This is a genomic window from Pseudomonas sp. TH21, from assembly GCF_016651025.1.
Classification (GTDB): Bacteria; Pseudomonadota; Gammaproteobacteria; order Pseudomonadales; family Pseudomonadaceae; genus Aquipseudomonas; species Aquipseudomonas aylmerensis.
On the sequence record NZ_JAEKEQ010000001.1, the window covers coordinates 1,473,308 to 1,493,558 of the forward strand.

Here is a 20,251-nt window from a genome sequence, read left to right on the forward strand (position 1 = left end):
GAAAACTTCGTTTCTTGCGGTTGAATTCAGGCCGATCAGTGCTCTTGCTGCAGCACTTTGAGCGCCGCCGACGCGAGGAAACCCGAGCGGCTTTTTTCCTCGGGGTGATGCAGCACGTATTCATCGATGCGGTTGAGCAAATAGCCCGGCAAGGTGATGTTGAGCTTTTGCGCCTTGCCCAGGTACTTGGTGACATCAATATCCACCACCGCCCAGGTGCAGCCGGCGTACTGTGGGTTGGCTGCATGCACGGTGACTTTCTGTGCGCTGGGGATCGGTGCACCGTCTTCGGCAAGGATCTCGAAGTGCCCTTCAATGGCTTCACGCGCCATGGCCATGGCGTCATCGAGGTCGTCGCCGGCCGAGAAGCAGCCAGGGATATCCGGGACTTCCACGCCCCAGGCATGGTCTTGGTCGCCGGTTGAAATTGCGATGGGATACAGCATGTTCGTTGTCCTCCAGGGACGGCTTAACTCAGCAGAGCTTGTTTGAGAATGCTCTTGGCGGTCTTGTCCAGCAGGTCCTTCTTTGGATGAGGGATCGTTACCAGCCCCGGTTTGGTCGGGTGCCTGAAGTGATGATGACTGCCCCTGATGCGGACCAGATACCAGCCATCGGCAACGATGTGCCCCATCAAATATCGGCTATCCACAGCACCTCCTTGTGGTGTGTGTTGGTGGTGACTATAACCACGAAAAATAAATTATCAACACTATACCTACCAGCGGTCGGCGACCGGTATTTCGGTAGGCGGTATCTGGAGTGTATGACCGCGCAGGAAGGGCGTTTGGGAGAGGTATTGCGGGGTTTTGCGAATGCGTCAGCGAGACGGCATTACCTCGGCGATCACGGCGAGGAACGCGTCGACCAACACACTGTGTCTGTGTGTGGGGGTCAGCACCAGCAACGGTGCGCACGCATCCGCTTCCACCAAGGGCCGATAGGTGACGCCCTTGTTCATCAAGCTGCGGGTACACGCCGGCACCAGCGCGACCCCTTGCCCGGCCGCGACCAGCGCGATGATCGAGGTGATCTGTCGCCCGGTCGGCCCGGCACGCAGCGGCACGCCGTGGTGGCGGTAAAGTTGCTCGATGGACTGGTTCAGTCCCGAACCGTAGTCGGCGGGAAACAGGATCAGGGGATAGGTGCTCAGTTGGGCCAGGCTGATGTGCGCCTGCTGGGCCAGCGGGCTGTCGCTGGACACTGCGGCCACCAACGGCTCCTGACCCAGCGACAGCGCCTGCACCTGCTCGTTTTGCGGCAACAACCGGCTCAGGCCGATATCCAGCCGCCCGTCCGCCACCTGCGCTCCGAGGCTGCCGGAAGCGCATTCCACCAGCGTCAATTGCACATCGGCAAAGCGCTGGGCAAAGGCCTGGATGGTCTGGCTGAACAAATCCGAGAGGGCAATCGAGCTGACGTAACCCAATGTCAGCTGCCCGGCAGTGCCCGCCGCGAGTTTGGCGGCGATCACCTGCGCGAGTTCCACCTGTTCGAGTACGCCACGGGCGTAGGGCAAAAACGCGCGGCCCTGGGCAGTGAGGGTCACCGTTCGGCTGGTGCGATCAAACAGCTTGAACCCCAACTCGGTTTCCAGCGCCGAGATCTGCCGGGTCAACGGTGGCTGCGCCAAGTGCAGGCGCAAGGCGGCGCGGCCGAAGTGCAATTCTTCGGCGACCGTCAGAAAGTAACGCAGCTTGCGTAGGTCGAGCATCCTGATCCTTGGGTATTGATCGGTCGGAAATCGGTATTGGTCACGATCATGCCGCTCATTCTATAAAGGCGTTACAAAATAAAACGAGAGGTTTCATGAAACCGCGCCTGCATTGTGCCCGCCTTGCCCTGTTCCTGTGTGGCTGCGCGGCGTTTCTCAACCTCTATGCGACCCAGAGCATTCTGCAAACCTTTGCCGCGCAGTTTCATATCAGCGCCAAGGCGGCAGGGTGGAGCATCACCGTGACCACCCTGGCGGTGGCGATCACGGCCCCTTTCGTCAGCCGCCTGACCGGGCGTTTCCAGCAGCGCAGCGTGATCGCCGTGGCTGCGTTGTTGCTGGCGGTGCCGGCGTTGATGACAGCCTATGCCGACAGTTTCGCCGAAGTGTTGGTGTGGCGCTTTGTCGAGGGCATGTTGATCCCGGTGGTGTTCGCCACCAGCGTGGCTTATATCGGCGATCGCTGGAGTGGCGGCACAGTGACTGAAGTCACCAGCCTGTATGTCGCGGGCACCGTGTTGGGCGGGTTCGCAGGGCGCTTTGTCACCGGGGTGATGACCGAGTACGTGGGCTGGCGCGAAGCCTTTGAGTTGCTCGCAGCCCTGAGTTTGATGGTCGGCGGGTTTATCCAGTTTCTGCTACCGCCCAACCGCGCGAGGACGGTCGCGGTCAAAGCCTCTTCATCGGGGGTGTTTAGCCTGCCTTTGCTCGCCGCCTACGCCGTAGGTTTCTGCGTGTTGTTCTCGCAAGTCGCGGCGTTTACCTACGCAGGTTTGCACCTTGGCTTACCGCCTTTCAATCTCGGGCCTGCAGCGTTGGGCACGTTGTATGTGGTGTTCCTGTTGGCATTGATCGTGATCCCCATCGCCGGGCGTCTCAGCAAAGCCCGTCCGCACACTGAGCTGCTGACGGTCGCTGCGGTGCTCGGCGTCAGTGGCTCGGCGCTGACCCTGACGTCGTCGCTGTGGTGCATCGTGGTGGGCCTGGCGCTCAGTTCCACCGGCGTGTTCCTCGCACAGGCCGCCGCGAATGCCTATATCAGCGCCACCGCCGATGGCAACAAGGCGCGCGCTGTGGGGCTGTATCTCACCTGCTACTACCTCGGCGGCAGTTGCGGCGCCATCGTGCCGGCCTTGATTTGGGAACGCTGGGGCTGGGCGGGCTGCGTGACGCTGATCATCGGTTTCCAATTACTGACGTTGCTGATCGCCCTGACCGGCTGGAAGCCGCCTAGACCCGAGCTGATTCCTACCTCATGAACGACACCGTCGCTGTGCCTGCGTCTGAAATATCCACTCGTCGTCGCGTGCTGTTCGCCGGTTGCAGCGCTCACGCCATCCACGATGGACTCACCGACGCCATCTACGTGCTGCTGCCTATCTGGCAAGCTCAGTTCGCCTTGTCCTACGCGCAGATCGGCCTTTTACGCGGCGCCTATTCCGGGATGATGGCGGTGTTCCAATTGCTGGCCAGCCGCGCCGCCAAACGTTGGGGCCGCGTACCGCTGCTGGTGGGGGGTACGGCGCTGGCAGGGTGTGCCTACCTGTTGGTGGGGCAGGCGACCGGATTGACGCTGTTGCTGGTGGCGCTGTTGCTGGGCGGCTTGGGCGCCAGCACTCAGCATCCGCTGGCATCCTCGATGATCACCGACGCCTATGAGGACGGGGGCGGGGTCAAGCAGGCGCTGTCCCAGTACAATTTCTCCGGCGACATCGGCAAAACCCTGATCCCGGGGCTGATCGGCCTGCTGCTCACCGTCATCAGTTGGCGAGCGAGCGCCACACTGCTGGGGCTGATCGGCCTGGCGGCGGCGGGGCTGTTGTGGTGGCTTATTCCTACTCAAGCCTGCGAATCCACCGTCAGCAAAAAAGCCAGGCCGCTCAAGGGCGTCGGCTCCGTCACTGGCCTGCGCGCATTGATCCTCACCGGTACGCTCGACAGTGCCGTGCGCATGGGCTTTCTCACGTTTCTACCGTTCCTGCTACAAGCCAAGGGCGCCGGTACCGCCGGCATCGGCCTGGCGCTGACGATGCTGTTTATCGGTGGCGCCTTCGGCAAATTGCTGTGCGGTTACCTCGGTGCACGCATTGGCATGATGAAGACCGTATGGATCACCGAAACCAGCACTGCGCTGCTGATCGTTGCCGCCGTATACCTGCCGCTGACCGGGTTGATGGTGATGTTGCCGCTGCTGGGGTTGGCGCTCAATGGTACGTCTTCGGTGCTCTACGGCGCCGTGCCGGACCTGGCCGGCGCGGGCAAGCGCGAGCAGGCGTTTGCGCTGTTCTACACCGGCACAATCGGCGGCGGGGCGCTCGCACCGGTGGTGTTTGGCGGCGTGGGGGACGCGCTGGGTGTGCCGGTGGCGGTGATGGTGCTGGCAGGAGTCTTGTGTGTGACGTTGCCGCTGGCGTGGGTAGTGCAGCGGGGAGTGGACAGGAACGAACGATGATCGCTTTTCACAGGTGAAACTCAGTTCCGTCCTACGTCATGACCTGGGCCTCCTGGTTGTAGCGTTCGCGCTTCATGAACGGATGAAGCCAGGATTCAAAGTGTCGCCGCCAGCGAAAACGGAATGCGCAACGCCCCGATCGGCCCTTCGCGCGTACCGCACATCTCGTCATGAACGCAGTGCTGCACCAGTACACACGGAAACGGTGGAACCCTTTGCAACACATCGCGCAAATGCGTGGTGGAGCCGATGCGCATCGGCTTCCCGCTATCGTCCAGTAACGTCATCTCGACGTCATCCAGTCTCACGCGAGCGATATAGAAACCGCCTTCCAGCGACAACAATTCCAGCTCACGTATTTCGCCTTTCCCAGCCAGTTCGGCCAGCTGTTGCAGATTCATGATTGAGCCTCGCTTCAGGGTCATTGGCGACGAAAGAACAAAGTGACCTGACCCCACTCGACACCAAACTTGGACATGCTCGAGCGGTTGATCAGGGTGTCCTCGTCCATCAGGTACATCCAGTCGTCAAAGCTGACTTCGTAGACGGAGCCATCCACCGGTAGGTTGAGACGGTAGCGCCAACGCAGTGCGTTGCCCGCCACCTCGCCGATAGCTTCGCCGACCACGTCTCCTGCCCGACCGCGCCAGCGTCCCGGGCCGTCCGGGGTCAGCGTCCAGATTCGTTGCTGACGCGTGCCGTCGCTGTAGAGAAACCGCTCGTCGAGAATCAACGCATCGCCCTCGCGCCGGCTGGCGATATTCACCTCAAAGCGCTTGGCGACTTCACCCGAACGCTTCTGGAAGATGCCCCAGGCTTTCACGGGCTTGCTGAAGAAACGCTCCAGGTCCAGCTGCGGTTGCTGGCCGGCGTAGTGATCGACCCCCACGTTGCTGCAACTGCTCAAACTCAACACCAGCAACAATGAAATCCATAGACGCGTCATTGTCCGGCTCCATGAAGGTGCGCGGCGTAGTGCCATCGCTCAGGATTGATACTTGTACAAAAATATTGATTTGTACATGTTTGTGCGAGGCGACTGACGAGTAGCACAAATCCCACCCATAAAAAAACCGGCCACCAAGGACCGGTTTTTTAGGCCTCCCCCGTCAGAACCATCCTGACGTGGGCGCAAAATCTGAGTGGAGCGGGTAGAGGGAATCGAACCCTCGTCGGAAGCTTGGGAAGCTACTGTTCTACCATTAAACTATACCCGCTCAGAGCGGCTGACTTTGTACCAGATGTGCGCCGGGATTTGAAGTTTTTCTTCGAAAAATGTGTGGGTTGCGTGCGCCAGGCGAGGCTGCAAACTGATCTCGGTGTGGCGCGAGCGTGCGTAAGGGCTGGGTTTGCCCGCGATAGATGGACCTTTGGGGTCAGGCTATCGCGGGCAAGCCAGTGCCTAGGCACGCTGGCGAGCGTGTTTCAGATGGCGAAGGCATGCTGGGTCTGGCCCTGGTGATAGCGCAATCGGTTGACCTGCCGCTCGGGTTTGAGAAAACCCACCACCGCTGCACGACTGTCCCTGCACGCGGCCTTGTGCTCCATGTCCAGGAAGTGCCCGGTCGCCTGGATGGTGCTGAAGCTGCTGTTCGTCACGTACTGCCCGAACTGCCTGGCGTCGTCGGCGCTGGTGTATTCGTCCCACTCGCCGTTCAAGAACAGCACCGGTACGTCGATCTGCCGTGCGGCCTTGAGGTAGCACAGGCGGTCACTGTGCAGCACCTGGCTGATGTGAAAATGCATCTGCCCGTACTCGTGCTCGGCCAGGCTGCTCACATGCTTGTAGTTGAAACGCTTGAACAGGGACGGCAAGTGTTTGCCGATGGTGCTGTTGACCAGGTGGCCGACGCTGTGGCGATCGAGGTTGCCGAGGTAGTCGACACCACGCTCTAGATAGTCGCGCATCGGCGCGTTGATCACCGGGGAGAACGAGCTGATCACGGCCTTTTCCACACGGCGCGGGCGGTGGGCGAGGGCGACCAGGGTCGCGGCGCCGCCCCAGGAAAAGGACAGCACGTGCTCGGCCGCGAAGTGGTCGATCAGTTCCAGCAGGATCTGGCCTTCGACTTCTTTGGTCAGCATGTGCTCATGGCGATTATGGATCTTGGAGCGACCGGCGTAGGGCTGGTCGTACAAAACCACATTGAATTGCGGGTACAGGCTTTTCACGGTTTGGGCGAAGGATGCCGTGGTGGCCATGGAGCCGTTGACCAGAATGATGGTCTTTTCAGCAGCGTCCGCGCGATAGAACTCCGTGTAAACCCGATACTGACCCTGTATATCCAGCACAGCGATTTCTGGCCTCATGTCGTAAGACTCCTGGCAAGCGGGTAGGGCGCGCAGATCACTCTGCACGAGCTTTGTGACAGGTAGGCATACGCCTGGAAAATGAGGGCCCATGTCGATCCGATGACGGTTGGCCGACGGGTGTTGTTATGGCGGGCTGTTTGCCTGGGAGGCCCGTAGATCAAGCGCGGGCGGGGCAAGGTGTTTCTTGGAGGTTATAGGCGACTCGCCAGTCATAATTTGGCTGACGGTTTGATTCAAGCAGTCGAGTGGCCAGCTCGCAAGCCGGCAGACAGGTTTTTTGCCATCACCGGCTGAACGGTCGTCAGACCTGCCGGATTTCTTCCTCGGACAACGCCCGATACTCGCCCGGCGCCAGGCTCAGGTCCAACACCAACGGGCCCATCCGCTCCCGGTGCAAGCCCGTCACTTTGTTGTTGAAATGCCCGAACATGCGCTTCACCTGGTGATAGCGGCCTTCGATGATGCTCAGGCGTGCGGTCCTGGGCCCCAGTAACTGCAGATCGGCGGGTTGCGTGGTCAGGTCTTCAAACGCGAAATACACGCCCGCCGTAAAGGTAGCCGCGTAGTGTGGGCCGATGTCCTGCTCGGTCTGCACGAGATAGACCTTGGGCAGCTTGGTCTGCGGTTGCGTCAGGCGCCGTGACCACTGGCCATCGTTGGTGATCAGCATCAGGCCCGTGGTGTTGAAATCCAGACGACCGGCGATGTGCAGCTCGTCTTTGTCCGGCTCATCCAACAGGTCCAGGACCGTGCGGTGTTGCGGGTCCGCGGTAGCGCTCACGCATCCCTGGGGTTTGTGCAGCATGAAGTAACGCGCTGCGCGCCCCGCCTGCAACACTTCAGCATCCACGCACACGCGGCTGAATTCGCGTACTTCATGGTGAGGATCACTGACGGCGACACCATCAACGCTGACACGCCGCTCGACCAGCAACACCCGCACCTGCTGGCGATTGAAACGCGGCAGATTGCTGAGGAAACGGTCAACGCGCATGGCGAATCTGTTCATCGACCTGCGCGCACCGCGGGCACAGGCAGGCCTTGTTGCGCAGTTCATCGGGCAGCGCTTCAAGTATCGCCGGGTCGATGGTGACGCTATAGCACCAGCAAGGCTGATCGGCGGTACGTGGGTCGGCCAGGGTGCAGTCGTTGCGGGCACCGCAGGCAGGGCAAAGGGTTGGCGTGGTCATGGTCGGTCGGGCAGGGCCTCGGAAGTCCCTGCACGATACAGCGCCGTTCAGTCGCGTTCCAGCACGACGACCCGCTGGCCGGCGCCGATACTGCTGCCCGGCTGCACCGGAATCTTGCGCACCACCCCGGCAAACGGCGCCAGCACCGGGATCTCCATTTTCATCGACTCCAGGACCACCAGCACATCGCCGGCCGCCACGCGCTCACCCGTGGTCACCTGGACTTGCCAGAGATTGCCGGCGATATGGCTGTCGATGCTGTACTCATTGGCTTGCAGCGGCGTGTCCTGCGCCAGCGGCGGCGCCGACTCTTCACTGTCGAAATGCGCCTGGCCGCTGGCGATCCAGCGTTCGCGCTCGGCGTTGAAAGCGTGCTGCTGGTGCTCACGAAAGGCATCGATCGTGGGTGCTTCCCGCGCGAGAAATGCCTGGTAATCCGCCAGGTTCAACGTGCTGTCTTCGATGCTCAGCTCAAAGCGCCCCAGGGGAAAGTCCCGCCGAATCTGCAGCAGTTCCTGCGCGCTCACCGGGTAGAAGCGAATCTGGTCGAAAAACCGCAGCAGCCATGGCTTGCCATCGAACGCCGCTACCTCTCGATAGCGGTTCCACATCTGCAGCGTGCGCCCGACAAACTGATAACCGCCGGGGCCTTCCATGCCGTACACGCACAAGTAGGCGCCGCCGATGCCCACCGAGTTCTCGGCGGTCCAGGTGCGCGCCGGGTTGTACTTGGTGGTCACCAGCCGGTGGCGCGGGTCGAGCGGCGTGGCCACTGGTGCGCCGAGGTAGACATCGCCCAGGCCCATGACCAGGTAGCTCGCCTCGAACACGGTGTGGCGCACTTCATCGAGGTTGGCCAGGTCGTTGATACGGCGGATGAACTCCAGGTTGCTCGGGCACCAGGGTGCGTCCTTGCGCACGGTGGTCATGTATTTTTCGATGGCCAGCTGACACGCCGGGTCGTCCCAGGACAACGGCAAGTGCACGATGCGCGACGGCACCTGCAGGTTTTGCCGGGCGCACACGGCGCTCCACTCGCTGGCGATCAGTGCCAGCAGCTCCGCCAGGGGCAGTTGTTCGGGCTGGTAGTGGATCTGCAGGGAGCGGATGCCCGGCGTCAGGTCGATCACGCCGTGCAGCGCACGGGCTTCGAAGGCTTGCATCAGCGCGTGGCCGCGAAAACGCAGGACCAGGTCCAACTCGGCGGCGCCGATTTCCAGCAGCAGATGGGTGTCGCCAGCGAGGCGGGCGACCAGGCGGGTATCGTCCTCGCCGATATCCAGCACCACCGGCGACCTGTAGGCGCCCGGCGTGCCGGGGATGGCGGCGCCTTGGTCAGCCTGAAGCACCGAGTTGTCGGCATCGCTGGCAAGCTTGCTCCTGCAGACGCGGTTCTCGTTCATGGCCAGTTCACGGGCGGTCTTGAGGTCGACCGGCTCGAAGCGCACCTTGTCGCCTGCCTTGAGCTGCCCCAGTTGCCACAGGTCCGCCTCGATCACTGTCACCGGGCAGACGAAACCGCCGAGGCTCGGGCCATCCGGGCCGAGGATCACCGGCATGTCGCCGGTAAAATCCACCGCGCCAATGGCATAGGGATTGTCGTGGATATTCGACGGATGCAGCCCCGCCTCCCCGCCGTCCGTGCGTGCCCACGATGGCTTGGGCCCGATCAACCGCACGCCGGTACGGCTGGAGTTGAAATGCACTTCCCACGGCGTGGCAAAGAAGATGTCGATGTACTCCGGCAGGAAATATTCCGGCGCGCCGTGGGGGCCGTAAATCACTCGCAGCGTGCGCACCTGCGGCAGCGGTTCGGCGAGGCACTGCTGGCCGGCACTCGCGTCCAGCAGCGGCGCCAGGTGCAACACATCCCCGGCGCGCAACGCCCGTCCACCATGGCCGCCGAACTGGCCGAGGGTGAAGGTACTTTTACTGCCCAGGTAGTCCGGTACTTGCAGCCCGCCGCGCAGGCACAGGTAGCTGCGCGCGCCGGCGCCGGCGATGGTGCCAAGGCTCAACACCGCGCCGGCCTCGATCAGCAGCGCGGTGTTCATCGGCACCGGCTGCTCATTCAACAACAATGGAATGTCCGCGCCGGTCACCGCGACCACCGCCGCACAGTTGAAGCGCAGCAGCGGCCCGCTCATGGTGATTTCCAGCGCGGCGGCGCCGTCGTCATTGCCCAGCAGGCGATTGCCCCTGCGCAGCGCGCGGCTGTCCATCGGCCCTGACGGCGGCACGCCCACGGCCCAGTAACCGAGGCGGCCGGGATAGTCCTGCACGCTGGTTTGCGTGCCGGCGCTGAGCACCTCGAAGGTGTTGGCGACGTAGACCAGATCTTCCAGGCAACGCGTCCAGGGCCGGCCGCTGGCGAAGGGGGCGGCGAGCAGAATCTGGCGCAGGTAGTCGCGGTTGGTTTCCACCCCATACAGCTGGCTGTCGCTCAAGGCCTGGTGCAGGTCCAGGCGCGCCTGTTCGCGGGTCGGGGCCCAAGCGATCAGCTTGGCGATCATCGGGTCGAAGTACGGCGGGATCTCACACCCGGCCTCGACCCACGTGTCGATGCGCAGGCCTTCGCCTGCGGGGAAGTGCACACAGGTCAACAGCCCTGGACTCGGCTGGAAGTCGCGGCCGGGGTCTTCGGCGTACAGCCGCGCCTGGATCGCATGGCCCCGAGGTTTTACGTCCAACTCAGCCAGCGGCGGCAGTTCACCCGCCGCCAGTTGCACCATCCAGCGCACCAGGTCCACGCCCCACACCTGCTCGGTGACGCCGTGTTCCACTTGCAGGCGCGTGTTCACTTCAAGGAAGTAGAAGCGCCCGTCGGCGCTATCAAAGATAAATTCCACGGTGCCGGCGCTGCGGTAATTCACCGCCTTGGCGAGGGTGATGGCGGCTGCACACAAGGCCTCGGCCATGCCTTCGGGCAGGTTCGGCGCCGGGGTTTCCTCGAGGACTTTCTGGTTGCGCCGCTGCACGGAGCAGTCGCGCACGCCGAGGGCGATCACGTCACCTGCGCCGTCGCCGAACACCTGCACTTCAAGGTGACGCGCGTGCTCGATGTACTTCTCGATAAACACACCGGCGTCGCTGAAATTGTTCTGGCCCAGGCGCTTGACCGCCTCGAACGACTCGCTCAACTGCGCCGCGCTGCGGCACACGCGCATGCCAATCCCGCCGCCGCCGGCGGTGCTTTTCAACATCACCGGGTAGCCGACGGTGTCGGCGGCCCGCAACGCAGCGTCGAGGCTGTCGAGCAGCTCGGTGCCTTCCAGCAGCGGGATGTGCTGTTGACTGGCCAGGGCGCGGGCGGTGTGCTTGAGACCGAACACGCGCAACTGTTCGGGCGTCGGCCCGACAAAGGCAATGCCCGCGTGTTCACAGGCTTGGGCAAAGGCGGCGTTTTCCGACAGGAACCCGTAGCCCGGATGAATCGCCCTGGCACCACAGGCCTTGGCGGTCGCGAGGATTTTTTCCACCGCCAGGTAGGTCGTGGCGGCGGCGCCTTCACCGAGGCTGTAGGCCTCGTCGGCGTGTTGGATATGCAGGCTCGCCGCATCGGCTTCGGCATAGATGGCGACGCCTTTGACCTGCAGTTCGCGCAAGGTGCGCAGGATGCGGCAGGCGATGGCGCCACGGTTGGCGATCAACAGTTTTTCGAACATGGCAAAACCCTGCGGGCCGTCCCGCTTGTGGGGTACACGCCAGGGTCGTCCATGGCGCAGATCTGTGGAGGTGATGGCGCTCAACTGTGGGAGCCGGGCTTGCCCGCGATGGCGGTACATCAGTCGCCTTGTTTATTGGCAGATAGACCGCTATCGCAGGCAAGCCAGCTCCCACAGGGTGGGCTTCAGCGTTTGTGGAGGCACTGCCCGGCGCGGGCCTGGCACAGGGCAAACAACCATTGACGCAACCGGCTCATTTTCAATTCCATACCAGCAGCTCCGCAGGGGTGGGGTTGTAGGCGTTGCACGGGTTGTTCAATTGCGGGCAGTTGGAAATCAACACGATCACGTCCATCTCCGCGCGCAGGTCGACGTACTTGCCAGGGGCGGAAATCCCGTCTTCGAAGGTCAGCCCGCCGTCGGCGGTTACCGGCACGTTCATGAAGAAATTGATGTTCGGCCCGATGTCGCTTTTGCCCAGCCGGCCATCGTGGGCGCAGGCGCGCAGGTAGTTGTCGCGGCAGCTGTGCATGTAGCGTTTTTCCAGGGCGTAGCGCACGGTGTTGCTCTCCTGGGCGCAGGCGCCGCCGAGGGTGTCGTGGCGTCCGCAGGTGTCTTCGACGATGGTCAGCATCGGCTGGCCGAGGTTGGAATACAGCACGCTACCGGTGCCCAGGTACACGCTGTTCTGGCGACGCAAGGTGCGTTGCACGTCGTAGCGCTCACGTGGGTTCTTGAGGCTGTAGAACAGCGTGTCGACGGCCTGGTTGCCCTCAAGGTCGAGAATGCGCAGGGTCTGCCCGGCCTTGACCTCCATCAGCCACGGCTCGCCGGCGGGGATGGTGGCGCGGTATACGGCTGCATCCGGTTGTTTCAGTGCGATAGACATGGCAGCTCCTCAGGCGAACAGACGGTCGGTGTTGATAAAGCCGCGCGCGTTTTCCGGGCGCGAAGTGCGGCAGTGTTCGGCGACGCTGGGGTCGGCGTTCATCCAGCTCAGTTTCAGTGGTTGTGGGGCGTAGTCAGGGTTGGGGTCCATCGGGTGTTGCAGCGCGGTGAGCACCACCAGGGTGTCCATCGGGGCGTAGAGTTCGATGTAGTCGCCGGCCTTGGAGTTGCCCGGCACGAAGTGCAGGCCGCCGTCGGCATCCACGCTGACGCGGCTGAACAGGTTGAGGGTCATCAGCAGGTCGGACAGGCCCAGGCCCCACTTGCCCAACTCCACCAGCAGGTTGTCGGTGCCGTTGCGGAAAAAGCCGTTGCGCAGTTCTTGATAGCGGCCCTGGCCGTACTTCTCGGCGACTTCGGCGGCGCACAACACGCCGCCAATGCTGTCACTCCAGCCGCAGGTGTCGGCGGTGATGGCCGCCAGTACGCGGCCCATGTCCGAGTACAGGCAATGGCCGGTGGTGAGCTTGGCGGTGTGCTGGCATTTGAGGCTGTCGGGCAGGTTCAGGCGCTCGGTTTTTTCGTTGGCGTTGAGCAGGGTCAGGCTGACGTTGGCGCCGCCGCGAATATCCGTGAGACGCAGCAGTTGACCGCGCTTGAGCACGAACGAACGGTGACCACCGCCGGGTAGCATTTCCTCGGCGAATGGCGGGAACAGCGGGTTGGAATCAGTCATTTGGAAAGGGCTCCAAGTTCGGCGGCGAGCGCTTTGCGACGCTCGCTGTTCAAAGGGATGTCGTAGGTAATACGGGCGCCATAGGCGCCGGGGGCGTGGGGGTCGACGCGCACTTTGTCGAACACCAGCAGGCGCGTGCCGAGGCTGAAGCCTTCGCTCAGGTCGTGGGTGACCATGAACACCGTCAGGCGGGTTTCGCGCCACAGTTCCAGCAGCAGTTGGTGCATGTCTTTGCGAATGCCCGGGTCGAGGGCGCCGAAGGGTTCATCCAGCAGCAATACGCGCGGCTGCATGATCAGCGCCTGGGCGATCGCCAGGCGTTGTTGCATGCCACCGGAGAGCTGCGCCGGGTATTTGTCCAGCGCATGGCCGAGGCCGACCTTGTGCAGCAGTGCGCCCGCCTGTTCGCGAGCCTGCTGCCTGGCCTTGCCGAACAACCGGCCGAGCAGTGCTGAACGCGGCAGTTCCAGGCCCAGGGCGACGTTGTCGAGCACGCTCAGATGCGGGAACACCGAGTAGCGCTGGAACACCACGCCACGGCTGGCATCCGGCTCGGCAGCGAGCGGTTGGCCGTCCAGCAGGATCTGGCCTTTGCTCGCGGTTTCCTGGCCCAACAGCAGGCGCAGGAAGGTCGATTTACCGCACCCCGAGGTGCCCACCAGCGTGCAGAACTCGCCCTCGGCCACGTGCAGGTTGAGGCCTTCGAGCACCACCTGGTCGCCATAGCGCTGCCACACATTGTTGACGCTGATAAAGCTCATGCCCGCGCTCCTTCGTACCAGGGGAACGCGTGTCGGGTCAGGGCCTTGAGGCCCCAGTCCATCAGCCAGGCCAGCAGGGTGATCCACACCACGTAGGGCAGGATCACGTCCATCGCCAGGTAGCGGCGCACCAGGAAGATGCGGTAGCCCAGGCCATCGGTGGAGGCGATGGCTTCGGCGGCAATCAGGAACAGCCAGGCCGAGCCCAACATCAAGCGCAGGGAGATCAGCAGGCGCGGCAGCAATTGCGGGAGTACCACGCGCAGCATCAGGGTCCATGTGGAGGCGCCGAGGGTCTGCGCCTTGACCAGCAGCTCGACCGGAATCTCGCGCGCGCGCTGCTCCAGGTCACGGGCCAGGGCCGGGGTGATGCCGATCACGATCAGCATCACCTTGGACAATTCCCCGAGCCCGAACACGATGAACAGAATCGGCAGGATCGCCAGCGGCGGCACCATCGACAGCACCGTGAGCAGCGGCGACAACGGCGCGCCAAACAGCGGCAGCGTACCAGCGGCGATGCCCAGGCACAGGCCGGCGAGGGCGCTTATTCCCAAGCCGATGGCCAGGCGGCGCAGGCTCGACGCGCTGTCTTGCCAGAGCACGTATTCCCCGGTGCGCGCGTCGGCGCTGAACGCCAGGCGTTTCACTGCGTCGCTCATTTGCGCGGCGCTGGGCAGCAGCTTGTCGTTGGGATTTTCCGCCAGGCGCTCGGCCGAGCCCACGAAGTAGGCGAACAGCAGCAGGGCGAACGGCAGTATCACCAACAACAGGCGGCTGGAGCGTTCCGGATGACGGTTGATCAGGCGCATGGCCAGGTCCTCTTACAGCTTGCCGTCGGCGGCCATCTGTACGTAGCTGGGGTCGAAATGCAGCTTGAGGTTGGCGGTGTCGCCGCTGGTCACGCCGTTGGCGAAGCTCATGCCCACGGCGCTGGTGTCCTTGGCGCCTTCGCCGAGCAAACCGTGTTCAAACGAGAACTCGGCGACCTTGCGCATGGTCGCCGGCAGCTGCGCGCTGGTGGCGAACGCCAGGGCTTCCTTGGGTGTGGCAAACAGCTTGGTGGTGTCCAGTTGTGCCTGGAAACCCTTGAGGTCGGTGCCGGAAGCCTTGGCCATATGTTCCAGGGCCTCGGTGCTGGCGGCGCCCTTGGCGTTCATCAGTGCGACCACTTCAAACCAGGCGCCCGTCAGCGCCTTGCCGAGCTTGGGGTTGTCCTTGAGGGTCTGGGTGTTGACCACCATCATGTCCATGATTTCGCCGGGCACTTTGCTCGAGTCGAACACTTCGCTCACGCCGGGCTTGGCCTTGATCTCCGAGAGCATCGGGTTCCAGGTGGTGACGGCCTGCACCTGATCGGTGTTGAAGGCGGCAGCGATATCGGCGTCGGAGGTGTTGACCACCTTCAGGTCTTTTTCAGTCAGGTCTGCCGATTCCAGCGCACGGGCCAGCAGGTAGTGGGACACCGAGAGTTCCACCAGGTTGACGTTCATGCCCTTGAGATCGGCCACGGTCTTGCCCGTGCCCTTGATGATCACCCCGTCGTTGCCGTTGGAGAAATCGCTGACCACCAGCGCGGTGCTGTCCACGCCACCGGCGGCGGGGATGGTCAACGCGTCCATGTTGGTCATGGTGCAGCCATCGAACTGGCCGGCGGTGTACTGGTTGATGGATTCGACGTAGTCATTGAGCTGGACCATGTCGATGCTGATGCCGTACTTCTTTGCCCATTTGTCGAGGATGCCTTGGCTGCCGGCATACTCCCAGGGCATCCAGCCGGCGTAGATCGTCCAGCAGACGCTGAAGTGGTCTTTGGTGGCGGCTGGGGCAGGCAGGCTCAGCACGGCGGCGAACGCGGCGGCGAGGAGGGCGGGTAAACGGATTGAGGGCATGGGCTTCTCCAGTTGATCAAGGGCGAGCAGGAGCAACGCGGCACCGCGAACGGTGGCTTGTCTCCCGGGCTTTTATCCCGCCGTGTAACCTCAACTGGAGGTCGCCAACTCTCGGACCAGCCACTCGCTTGTGGCGAGCCGGAACCCTAGTCGGCCATTGCAAATTGTGGTGCCGCGAACCTGTGATGAATCCTGCACGGCAGATGCAAAGCGAGGTTCGTGCCAAGTGCGCCGGGGCCCGGCTGTGCAGGCGGCCCGGCGAGGAGGGAGGGTAAAGGTCAGGACAGCGTGCGCCACGCGGGTGCGTCGGCGCACTGCAATGAGGCGCTTACAGCTGGAACTTGCTGACCAGCACGTTGAACGAAGTGGCCAGGCGGGACAGGTCCTGGCTGGAGGCGTTGGTCTGGTGCGCGCCGGCGGCAGTCTGGGTCGACAGGTCCTGGATGTTGAGCAGGTTGCGGTCGACTTCGCGGGCCACCTGGGCCTGCTCTTCGGAAGCCGAGGCGATCACCAGGTTGCGCTCGTTGATCATCGCCACACTCGCGGTAATCCGCTGCAGCGCGTCGCCGGCGTTCTGCGCCAGGGCCTGGGTGTTGTTGGCCCAGGTCAGGCTTTTGTTCATCGCAGCCACCGCGTCATCGGCGCCGACTTGCACTTCGCCAATCATCTTTTCGATGTCCACGGTCGAGGTCTGGGTGCGATGGGCCAACGCGCGGACCTCATCGGCGACCACCGCAAAACCGCGACCTTGTTCACCCGCGCGGGCGGCCTCGATGGCGGCATTCAGGGCCAGCAGGTTGGTCTGGTCGGCGATGCCGCGGATCACATCGATGACCTTGCCAATCTCGCGCACCTGGCCTGCGAGATCGGCCACCGATTGGGTGGAGTCGTTGATCTCGTCGACCATCGATGACATCCCGGACACGGCCTGCTCGACCTGCTGGCGGCCATCTTCAGCCTCGGTGGTGGCCTGGCGCGAGGCTTCTGAAGTCGACACCGCGTTGCTGGCCACTTCGTCGACTGCCGTCGTCATCTGATTCACGGCGGTAGCGGCTTGCTGGATTTCGTCGTTCTGGCGCGTCAGGCCACGGCTGCTTTCGTCGGTGACCGCGCTCAGTTCCTCGGCAGCCGACGCGAGCTGGTCGGCGGCGTTGGCGATTTCCACCAGGGTGCTTTTCAGGCCACCCTGCATATCGGCGAGTGCCATCAGCAGTTGCCCGGCTTCGTCGGTGCGCTCGGTGAGGATGGCTTGGGTCAGGTCGCCCTTGGCAATGCGTTGCGCACTTTCTACCGCCTGGGCGATGGGACGGGTGATCAGCCGCGTGATCAGCACGCCAATGATGATCGCAATGATAAAGGCCAGCACGATGCCGGCAATCATCCAGGTCAACGCACTGCTGCGCAGTTCATCGGCGGCGACGGCGCCTTCCTGGATCTGGCGGTTGTTGGAGTCGATCATCACGCGGATCAGGTCGCGGGCCTGGCGGAACAGTTCATTGTTGCTGCTGTTGAGCTGCGCGCGGGCCTGCTCGACCTGGCCGCCATCGAGCATGGCGATGATGCGTTCGGAATTGCTGACATAGGTCGGCCAGAGCTGGTCGAGCTTGTCGCCTGCTGCGCGTTCGTCATCTTCCAGCGGCGTGGCGCGGTAGGTGGCGTAGGCGGCCTGGCTGCGCTTGAGTTCGTTGCTGATGTCGTCGCGCACGCGGTTGCGGTCCTGCGCGGCGACATCGCCCTTGCTGGCGTCCAGCAGGCGGTACAAACCACGGTTATGCGCAACCAGGCCATTGAGTGTGGCGGCCGTGTTGCTGACGGACACCAGGTTATTGGAGAACGTCAGCTCCAGCGCGCTCGCCAGTCGCACAACGCCTTTGATCCCCAGCAGGCCGACCCCGAGGGTGACCAGCGCGCACAGTAGAAATGACAGCAGCAGCTTGGTGGAAATTTTCATGGCTCGAATCCGCAGATGTTGGCGAAGGGCGCACAGTAGAGCCTTCCTGGCGTTGTGCGATGTCATAGTGACATCATCGCAATCGACAAAGTTTCGAGCCAGATAAATTTACTGAATCGTTAAAGCTTCGAGCAGACTAAACACGTTCTCCCCATGCAGCCATACGGCCCTTCAAGCACCCGACATTGATGTATCAAGTTGTTACCAGAGCGCACCAGATTCTGTTTTTGATGTCAGATATTTCGTCATTCGTTGAAAGATGAATGCCGCCCTCCAGCGTCGCTGGAGGAGCTCTTCCGCGGTCCAGGAGGCCGCCATGTATCGACGATTGCTACTCAGTGCGTTACTCGGTCTTACGCTTTCTGCGTGTGTGCCTTACTACGATGGAGGCCAGAGCTATTACCGCTCCGAGGTCTACACCGCACCGGCGCCGGTGTATTACTACGGCGGTGGCCCGACGTACCAATACCGTCGTGACTACTACCCCGCACCGCGTTACTACGCCCCTCCACCGCGTTATTACTCCGCACCGCGCTATTACGCGCCGGCGCCTCGCTACTACCCGGCAGGCCCGAGGGCGGGCTACCGGCCTTACCCGAATCAGGGCTGGGGTGATCACGGCGGTAATGGCGGGCATGGACGTGGAGGTGATCACGGCGGCGGCCGTGGCGGTCACCGTTGATCGATCAAATACGCAAACGGCGCAGGAAGCGCCGTTTTTTTATGCCTGTAAACTCTCAGTAATCCGACAGATCTGCCAGCGGGTGCCGGCCTTCCCAGGCCTTGTTGAAATGCGCCTGCACTACGGCGTCGGGGATCGTGTTGATGTCCGGCCAATGCCAGTGGGGTGTCTGGTCCTTGTCGATCAACCGCGCGCGCACCCCTTCGCTGAACTCCGGATGACGGCAGCAATTGAGGCTCAGGGTGTATTCCATCTGGAACACCTCGGCCAGCGACAGATGGCGAGCACGCTGGATCTGTTCCCACACCAGGTGCGCGGTCAGCGGGCAGCCTTCGCTCAAGGTCTTGCCGGCGCGGCTGAACAGTGGGTCGGCGTGCTCGCGCAACAGGCTCAAGGCGCGCCAGGCACAGCGCACATCGCCGACATCCAGCCATGCATCGATCTGTGCCCGGCGCGGCAGCCATTGGGCTTCGGGTTGCTGGTCGACGGCTTCCTGGGCCAGGGCCTTGAGCAGGCTGTTGAGTTGCATCGAGGTTTGTTCCTGCCAGTTCAATTGCAGCAGGCCATCGAGCAGTTCGTCCTGTTGATCGTCGCGCAGGAAACGGTCGGCCAGGCCCAGGTCGAGGGCATCACGACCATTGATGTGCGCGCCGGTGAGGCCCAGGAACAGGCCGAGTTTGCCCGGCAGGCGCGACAGGAACCAACTGGCGCCCACATCCGGGTAGAGGCCGATGCTGATCTCGGGCATGGCCAGGCGGCTGCTCGGCGTGACGATGCGCACCGCCGCGCTCTGCAGCAGGCCCATGCCGCCGCCCAGCACGTAGCCGTGGCCCCAGCAGATCACCGGTTTGGGGTAGGTGTGCAGGCGGTAGTCGAGGCGATATTCCGCCGCGAAGAATTGCGCAGCCAGGGCCGGCACTTCTCCTGGATGTTCACGGCAGGCCAGGGCCAGGCTGCGCACCTCGCCACCGGCGCAAAAAGCCTTGGGGCCGTTGCCGCGCAGCAGTACGCAGACGATGTTCGGGTCTTTGGCCCAGGCATCCAGGCGGTCGGCCAGGGCCAGGATCATTGGCAGGGAGAGGGCGTTGAGGGACTTTTCAGCGTCCAGGCTGGCGATGCCGATGCGGGCACCGTCGCTGCCGGTCAGCTCTTCGAAGTGCAGGTTCATCGTGACCTCAATCGAGAAAGTGAAGGTTCAGTATGATCGCTTCGTGGGAAAGTGCCGATGGTGTGTCAGATCAATTGACAAGCGGGGTCGGCTTTCCTAGGGTTCGCCCATTCTTTTTCAGGCGACGACCACACCATGACCGAAGGCGACCGTATCAAACTCGAACCCAGCTGGAAACACGCCCTGCGCGATGAGTTCGAGAAGCCCTACATGGCCGAGTTGCGCGAGTTCCTGCGCCAGGAACATGCCGTCGGCAAAGAGATCTATCCACCTGGCCCGCTGATTTTCAACGCGCTCAATTCAACTCCGCTGGACAAGGTCAAGGTGGTGATCCTCGGCCAGGACCCGTACCACGGTCCCGGCCAGGCTCATGGTTTGTGCTTCTCGGTGCAGCCGGGCGTGCCGACGCCACCGTCGCTGGTCAATATCTACAAAGAGCTCAAGCGCGACCTGAACATCGACATCCCCAACCACGGCTGCCTGCAGAGTTGGGCCGACCAGGGCGTGTTGCTGCTCAACACCACCATGACGGTGGAGCGCGCCAATGCCAATGCCCATGCGGGCAAGGGCTGGCAGTTCTTTACCGACCGGATTATCGAAGTGGTCAGCGAACACCAGCCGCACTTGGTGTTCCTGCTGTGGGGCGCGCATGCCCAGGGCAAGCAGAAGCTGGTCGATGCCACCAAGCACTTGGTGCTGACCTCAGTGCACCCGTCGCCGTTGTCGGCGTATCGCGGGTTTCTGGGCTGCGGGCATTTCAGCCGCACCAACAAGTTTCTTGAGCAAAATGGCGAGACGCCGATTGAATGGCGGTTGCCACCGCTCTAACCCTCGCCACC

Annotated in this window: 20 protein-coding genes, 1 tRNA gene and 1 riboswitch; of the genes, 4 read left to right on the plus strand and 17 right to left on the minus strand. The window is 62.8% G+C overall.

Features of this window, described 5'->3' with window-relative positions:
- Window positions 1-35: 35 nt before the first annotated feature.
- From JFU04_RS06525 to JFU04_RS06535, 3 genes are all read right to left on the minus strand, one after another.
- A complete protein-coding gene (locus tag JFU04_RS06525; RefSeq protein ID WP_065899433.1) occupies window positions 36-446 on the minus strand; it encodes a type II toxin-antitoxin system HicB family antitoxin in 411 nt (136 codons plus the stop codon).
- A gap of 23 nt (window positions 447-469) precedes the next feature.
- Window positions 470-652 (minus strand): type II toxin-antitoxin system HicA family toxin, encoded by a 183-nt coding sequence (locus JFU04_RS06530; protein WP_065899432.1) that lies wholly within the window; start codon window positions 650-652, stop codon window positions 470-472.
- Between the two features lie 168 nt (window positions 653-820).
- Window positions 821-1,714, minus strand: coding sequence for a LysR family transcriptional regulator (locus tag JFU04_RS06535; RefSeq protein WP_201143698.1), 894 nt, complete (start codon window positions 1,712-1,714; stop codon window positions 821-823).
- 95 nt (window positions 1,715-1,809) lie between these two features.
- Here JFU04_RS06535 and JFU04_RS06540 point away from each other — a divergent pair, with 95 nt between their 5' ends.
- Window positions 1,810-2,973 (plus strand): MFS transporter, encoded by a 1,164-nt coding sequence (locus tag JFU04_RS06540; RefSeq protein ID WP_201143699.1) that lies wholly within the window; start codon window positions 1,810-1,812, stop codon window positions 2,971-2,973.
- Complete coding sequence (locus tag JFU04_RS06545; protein ID WP_120447831.1) at window positions 2,970-4,166, plus strand: MFS transporter; 1,197 nt, start codon at window positions 2,970-2,972, stop codon at window positions 4,164-4,166. Before JFU04_RS06540 ends, JFU04_RS06545 begins: the two co-directional genes overlap by 4 nt.
- 95 nt (window positions 4,167-4,261) lie before the next feature.
- Here JFU04_RS06545 and JFU04_RS06550 read toward each other — a convergent pair whose 3' ends face one another.
- From JFU04_RS06550 to JFU04_RS06610, 13 genes are all read right to left on the minus strand, one after another.
- On the minus strand, window positions 4,262-4,567 hold the full coding sequence (locus tag JFU04_RS06550) for a DUF6482 family protein (protein ID WP_065899428.1): 306 nt from the start codon (window positions 4,565-4,567) through the stop codon (window positions 4,262-4,264).
- Between the two features lie 20 nt (window positions 4,568-4,587).
- Window positions 4,588-5,112 (minus strand): DUF3833 domain-containing protein, encoded by a 525-nt coding sequence (locus JFU04_RS06555; protein WP_120447833.1) that lies wholly within the window; start codon window positions 5,110-5,112, stop codon window positions 4,588-4,590.
- Window positions 5,113-5,309: 197 nt separating this feature from the next.
- A tRNA-Gly gene (locus JFU04_RS06560) sits at window positions 5,310-5,383 on the minus strand.
- A 208-nt stretch (window positions 5,384-5,591) separates the two neighbouring features.
- A complete protein-coding gene (locus JFU04_RS06565) occupies window positions 5,592-6,476 on the minus strand; it encodes an alpha/beta fold hydrolase (RefSeq protein WP_106804873.1) in 885 nt (294 codons plus the stop codon).
- A 304-nt stretch (window positions 6,477-6,780) separates the two neighbouring features.
- Window positions 6,781-7,473: a 16S rRNA pseudouridine(516) synthase gene (locus tag JFU04_RS06570; protein ID WP_106804872.1), complete on the minus strand. Its 693-nt coding sequence runs from the start codon at window positions 7,471-7,473 to the stop codon at window positions 6,781-6,783.
- Window positions 7,463-7,669 (minus strand): cysteine-rich CWC family protein, encoded by a 207-nt coding sequence (locus JFU04_RS06575; RefSeq protein WP_065899424.1) that lies wholly within the window; start codon window positions 7,667-7,669, stop codon window positions 7,463-7,465. Before JFU04_RS06575 ends, JFU04_RS06570 begins: the two co-directional genes overlap by 11 nt.
- A gap of 47 nt (window positions 7,670-7,716) precedes the next feature.
- The gene (uca, locus tag JFU04_RS06580; RefSeq protein WP_201143700.1) at window positions 7,717-11,334 is read right to left on the minus strand and encodes an urea carboxylase; all 3,618 of its coding nucleotides are present in this window, start codon (window positions 11,332-11,334) and stop codon (window positions 7,717-7,719) included.
- Window positions 11,335-11,593: 259 nt separating this feature from the next.
- Window positions 11,594-12,223 (minus strand): urea amidolyase associated protein UAAP2, encoded by a 630-nt coding sequence (locus JFU04_RS06585; RefSeq protein ID WP_065899422.1) that lies wholly within the window; start codon window positions 12,221-12,223, stop codon window positions 11,594-11,596.
- A 9-nt stretch (window positions 12,224-12,232) separates the two neighbouring features.
- Window positions 12,233-12,958, minus strand: coding sequence for an urea amidolyase associated protein UAAP1 (locus JFU04_RS06590; RefSeq protein WP_065899421.1), 726 nt, complete (start codon window positions 12,956-12,958; stop codon window positions 12,233-12,235).
- The gene (locus JFU04_RS06595) at window positions 12,955-13,719 is read right to left on the minus strand and encodes an ABC transporter ATP-binding protein (RefSeq protein ID WP_065899420.1); all 765 of its coding nucleotides are present in this window, start codon (window positions 13,717-13,719) and stop codon (window positions 12,955-12,957) included. The genes JFU04_RS06590 and JFU04_RS06595 overlap by 4 nt, the downstream gene beginning before the upstream one ends.
- Window positions 13,716-14,531, minus strand: a complete 816-nt coding sequence (locus tag JFU04_RS06600) for an ABC transporter permease (protein WP_201143701.1) — start codon at window positions 14,529-14,531, stop codon at window positions 13,716-13,718. The genes JFU04_RS06595 and JFU04_RS06600 overlap by 4 nt, the downstream gene beginning before the upstream one ends.
- A gap of 12 nt (window positions 14,532-14,543) precedes the next feature.
- Complete coding sequence (locus JFU04_RS06605; RefSeq protein ID WP_201143702.1) at window positions 14,544-15,611, minus strand: putative urea ABC transporter substrate-binding protein; 1,068 nt, start codon at window positions 15,609-15,611, stop codon at window positions 14,544-14,546.
- A 59-nt stretch (window positions 15,612-15,670) separates the two neighbouring features.
- Window positions 15,671-15,772: riboswitch (guanidine-I (ykkC/yxkD leader) on the minus strand.
- Between the two features lie 167 nt (window positions 15,773-15,939).
- Window positions 15,940-17,562, minus strand: a complete 1,623-nt coding sequence (locus tag JFU04_RS06610; RefSeq protein WP_106805711.1) for a methyl-accepting chemotaxis protein — start codon at window positions 17,560-17,562, stop codon at window positions 15,940-15,942.
- A 316-nt stretch (window positions 17,563-17,878) separates the two neighbouring features.
- Here JFU04_RS06610 and JFU04_RS06615 point away from each other — a divergent pair, with 316 nt between their 5' ends.
- Window positions 17,879-18,244 (plus strand): hypothetical protein, encoded by a 366-nt coding sequence (locus JFU04_RS06615; protein ID WP_083221300.1) that lies wholly within the window; start codon window positions 17,879-17,881, stop codon window positions 18,242-18,244.
- Between the two features lie 55 nt (window positions 18,245-18,299).
- Here the strand turns inward: JFU04_RS06615 and JFU04_RS06620 are convergent, their stop codons facing one another.
- Window positions 18,300-19,412 (minus strand): enoyl-CoA hydratase/isomerase family protein, encoded by a 1,113-nt coding sequence (locus JFU04_RS06620; RefSeq protein WP_201143703.1) that lies wholly within the window; start codon window positions 19,410-19,412, stop codon window positions 18,300-18,302.
- Between the two features lie 135 nt (window positions 19,413-19,547).
- Here JFU04_RS06620 and ung point away from each other — a divergent pair, with 135 nt between their 5' ends.
- Window positions 19,548-20,240, plus strand: coding sequence for a uracil-DNA glycosylase (gene ung, locus JFU04_RS06625; RefSeq protein ID WP_201143704.1), 693 nt, complete (start codon window positions 19,548-19,550; stop codon window positions 20,238-20,240).
- The last annotated feature ends 11 nt before the right edge of the window (window positions 20,241-20,251 follow it).

Coding starts and splice junctions, on each gene's coding strand:
- JFU04_RS06525 (WP_065899433.1), bottom strand. CDS start 446: ATGCTGTATCCCATCGCAATTTCAACCGGCGACCAAGACCATGCCTGG.
- JFU04_RS06535 (WP_201143698.1), bottom strand. CDS start 1,714: ATGCTCGACCTACGCAAGCTGCGTTACTTTCTGACGGTCGCCGAAGAA.
- JFU04_RS06540 (WP_201143699.1), top strand. CDS start 1,810: ATGAAACCGCGCCTGCATTGTGCCCGCCTTGCCCTGTTCCTGTGTGGC.
- JFU04_RS06545 (WP_120447831.1), top strand. CDS start 2,970: ATGAACGACACCGTCGCTGTGCCTGCGTCTGAAATATCCACTCGTCGT.
- JFU04_RS06550 (WP_065899428.1), bottom strand. CDS start 4,567: ATGAATCTGCAACAGCTGGCCGAACTGGCTGGGAAAGGCGAAATACGT.
- JFU04_RS06555 (WP_120447833.1), bottom strand. CDS start 5,112: ATGACGCGTCTATGGATTTCATTGTTGCTGGTGTTGAGTTTGAGCAGT.
- JFU04_RS06565 (WP_106804873.1), bottom strand. CDS start 6,476: ATGAGGCCAGAAATCGCTGTGCTGGATATACAGGGTCAGTATCGGGTT.
- JFU04_RS06570 (WP_106804872.1), bottom strand. CDS start 7,473: ATGCGCGTTGACCGTTTCCTCAGCAATCTGCCGCGTTTCAATCGCCAG.
- JFU04_RS06575 (WP_065899424.1), bottom strand. CDS start 7,669: ATGACCACGCCAACCCTTTGCCCTGCCTGCGGTGCCCGCAACGACTGC.
- uca (WP_201143700.1), bottom strand. CDS start 11,334: ATGTTCGAAAAACTGTTGATCGCCAACCGTGGCGCCATCGCCTGCCGC.
- JFU04_RS06585 (WP_065899422.1), bottom strand. CDS start 12,223: ATGTCTATCGCACTGAAACAACCGGATGCAGCCGTATACCGCGCCACC.
- JFU04_RS06590 (WP_065899421.1), bottom strand. CDS start 12,958: ATGACTGATTCCAACCCGCTGTTCCCGCCATTCGCCGAGGAAATGCTA.
- JFU04_RS06595 (WP_065899420.1), bottom strand. CDS start 13,719: ATGAGCTTTATCAGCGTCAACAATGTGTGGCAGCGCTATGGCGACCAG.
- JFU04_RS06600 (WP_201143701.1), bottom strand. CDS start 14,531: ATGCGCCTGATCAACCGTCATCCGGAACGCTCCAGCCGCCTGTTGTTG.
- JFU04_RS06605 (WP_201143702.1), bottom strand. CDS start 15,611: ATGCCCTCAATCCGTTTACCCGCCCTCCTCGCCGCCGCGTTCGCCGCC.
- JFU04_RS06610 (WP_106805711.1), bottom strand. CDS start 17,562: ATGAAAATTTCCACCAAGCTGCTGCTGTCATTTCTACTGTGCGCGCTG.
- JFU04_RS06615 (WP_083221300.1), top strand. CDS start 17,879: ATGTATCGACGATTGCTACTCAGTGCGTTACTCGGTCTTACGCTTTCT.
- JFU04_RS06620 (WP_201143703.1), bottom strand. CDS start 19,412: ATGAACCTGCACTTCGAAGAGCTGACCGGCAGCGACGGTGCCCGCATC.
- ung (WP_201143704.1), top strand. CDS start 19,548: ATGACCGAAGGCGACCGTATCAAACTCGAACCCAGCTGGAAACACGCC.